Below are 2,653 nucleotides of genomic sequence, written 5' to 3'. Positions count from 1 at the left end.
GTGGGGGGTGCGCCAGTCTTCGGTGGGGTGGAGGGCGGTCGAACGGGCGTGGCGAAGGAGGGTGTGGGTGCCTACTCTTGCCCAGGGCAACGGGGTGGAGCGGCGGCCCGTGGAGGTGTGCAGGACGATCGGGGTGCTGTCGTCGAGGTCGTCGTCGGGGTCCACCTCGACCAGGACGAGGCCGTCGGGGCGGACGAGTTCGGCGCAGCGGCGGAGCAGGTCGGCGGGGTCGCCGCCGATGCCGATGTTGCCGTCCATCAGTACGACGCTGCCCCAGCGGCCCTCGCCCGGCAGCGGCTCCTGCACCGGGCGATGCAGCGCCGCCGCCCCGCGCGACGTGGTCAGCGACACCGCCCGCGGCGACACGTCCACCCCGAGCGCCGGAATCCCACGCTCCGCCAGCGCCGTCACGATCCGCCCGGGCCCGCACCCGATGTCCAGCACCGGCCCCTCGCACCGGCTCAGCGCTAGCCGATCCACCTCGTCCGCCGGCGCCGACCACCGCTCCAGCTCCGACAGCGACGGCACCTTCCGCCCATCGATGCCCGTGGCAACGACCCGCGCCGTACCATCCAACGCCTGCTCGAACAGCAACCCGGGATGCGCCGAGTGCAGCAACCGCGCGTACAACCGCGACACCCGCAACCCCGGGAACTCGGCCGCCAGGTACGCCGCGTCCCGGGGCGTGTCCATGTCCCGCAGCGTCGGCAGCATCCCGACCCGCAACCCCAGCGCCCGCAACCGCCGCAGCTGATCCCGCCCGGTGTGCTCGGTCGACATCGGTACGCCGGCCAGCGCGCGGCGGTCCGGCGTACGCAGGCCGAGGCACCAGTACCCGCCGTCCTCCGTCAGCCCGAGCACCGCGTCGTACCCGCCCCACTCGAACCCGAGCAGCTCCGGCACCACCTGCGGCGTGTCCATCCCGACCAGCAGCATCGGCGAACCGTCGTACGCGTCCTCAAACGCCGCAGCGATCCGCTCCGCCAGCCCGTCCCCGCGCTGCGCCACCACCTCGAACCCACCGGGCAGCCACGACCCCGGCGACCCCTCCAGCGAGATCACCCCCCGCGCGCCCGTCGCCCGTACGGCGCTCAGCGTGTCGACCAACGACGCCCGCGCCAACGCAGCCGCCTCCCGCGGCGTGAACTCGGTCTGCAACCGCGTCTTCACCCGCCCGGCGACAGGCTCCTTCGCAATCACGATCACGGTGCCCTTCACCGGGCGAGCACTTTCGACATGTCCAGTACGGCGCGCGCGGCGCCGAGCGGCGTACCGGTGACCTTCGACCGTCCCGAGCGCGGCAGGTAGTCGACATCCACCTCCGCGATCCGCCACCCGGCGTCGGCCGCGAGCACCACGGTCTCCAACGGATACCCGGACCGCCGATCCGTCAGCTCCAGCCCGAGCAGCGCCGTCCGACGGGCCGCCCGCATCGGCCCGAGATCGTGCAGCGAAACTCCGGTACGCCGCCGGATCCGCCGCGACAGCTCCGCGTTCGCGAGCCGCAGATGCCACGGCCACGCGTTCCGCGACACGGGACGCCGCCGCCCGAGGACCAGGTCCGCGCGCCCGCTCTCGACCGGCGCGGTCACCCGCACCAGCTGCCGCGGATCGAGCGAGGCGTCCGCGTCCATCACCGCGACCACGTCCGCCGACGCCGCCTCCAGCCCGGCGTGACACGCGGCGCCGTACCCCTTGATGTCGCAGGCAACGACGGTCGCGCCCAGCCGCGCGGCGACGGCGGCCGAGTCGTCGGTGGAGCCGTTGTCGACCACGATCGCGCGGACGCCGTCCGGGAGCCGTTCGAGGATCCAGGGCAGGGCGGCCGCCTCGTTCAGGCACGGCAGGACGAGATCGACGGGCATGCTTCGACGGTAGGGAAGAACCCGCGCCGCCGGGGCCACAACCCGGCTACGGGTCGCTTACGGCGTACTGCGTTGCGCTCCTGGTGCGGCAGTGCGCGGGCCGGAGGATCTACGCTCGGGGACGTGGCTACTCGTGTGCTCGTCGTCGACGACGACCCGACCGTGTCCAATGTCGTCTCGGCGTACCTGACCAAGGCCGGGTACGACGCCCGCGTGGTCGCGGACGGCCTGTCCGCGGTCGAGGTCTGGCAGCAGTGGAAGCCGTCCGTCGTGGTCCTGGACGTGATGCTCCCCGGCCTGTCCGGCCTGGAGGTGCTGCGCCGGATGCGCGCCGCCGACGACGGTGCCGCGGTGATCATGCTGTCCGCGCGCGGCGAGGAGGAGGACCGGCTGGTCGGCCTCGAGGTCGGCGCCGACGACTACGTGGTGAAGCCGTTCAGCCCGCGGGAGCTGACGCTGCGGGTGCAGGCGATGGTACGGCGCGAGGAGCGGCTGGCCGGGCTCGACCTGACGCCGACGAAGCTCAGCGCCGGACCGGTCACGGTCGACACCGCGGCGCGGCGCGCGTACCTCGGCGAGGACGAGCTGTCGCTGACGCACCGCGAGTTCGACCTGCTCGCGTACCTGGTGTCGCACGCCGGCAAGGCGTACACGAAGGCCGAGCTGCTCCGGCGCGTCTGGGGCTGGGACTTCGGCGACTCGTCGACGGTCACGGTGCACGTACGGCGATTGCGCGAGAAGATCGAGGCCGATCCGTCGGACCCGAAGCTGGTGCTGACCGTGCCGCG

3 protein-coding genes are annotated in these 2,653 nt (G+C 73.2%); 1 reads left to right on the top strand and 2 read right to left on the bottom strand.

Features of this window, described 5'->3' with window-relative positions; translation table 11 throughout:
• Together VFF46_RS37925 and VFF46_RS37920 are read right to left on the bottom strand one after the other, a co-directional pair.
• Positions 1–1,218 (bottom strand): DUF2064 domain-containing protein (locus tag VFF46_RS37925; RefSeq protein WP_325042106.1); only part of this gene is annotated, 1,218 nt, incomplete at its 3' end.
• Entirely contained in the window at positions 1,215–1,865 is a 651-nt protein-coding gene (locus tag VFF46_RS37920) for a glycosyltransferase family 2 protein (protein ID WP_325042105.1), read from the bottom strand. The genes VFF46_RS37925 and VFF46_RS37920, both read right to left, overlap by 4 nt.
• A gap of 123 nt (positions 1,866–1,988) precedes the next feature.
• Between VFF46_RS37920 and VFF46_RS37915 the strand changes: the two genes are divergently transcribed.
• The coding region (locus VFF46_RS37915) for a response regulator transcription factor (protein ID WP_325042104.1) at positions 1,989–2,653 on the top strand (665 nt) is incomplete at its 3' end.

The sequence above is a fragment of the Kribbella sp. genome, from assembly GCF_035655035.1.
Taxonomy (GTDB): Bacteria; Actinomycetota; Actinomycetes; order Propionibacteriales; family Kribbellaceae; genus Kribbella.
This window is presented reverse-complemented; position numbering and strand designations above follow the sequence as displayed.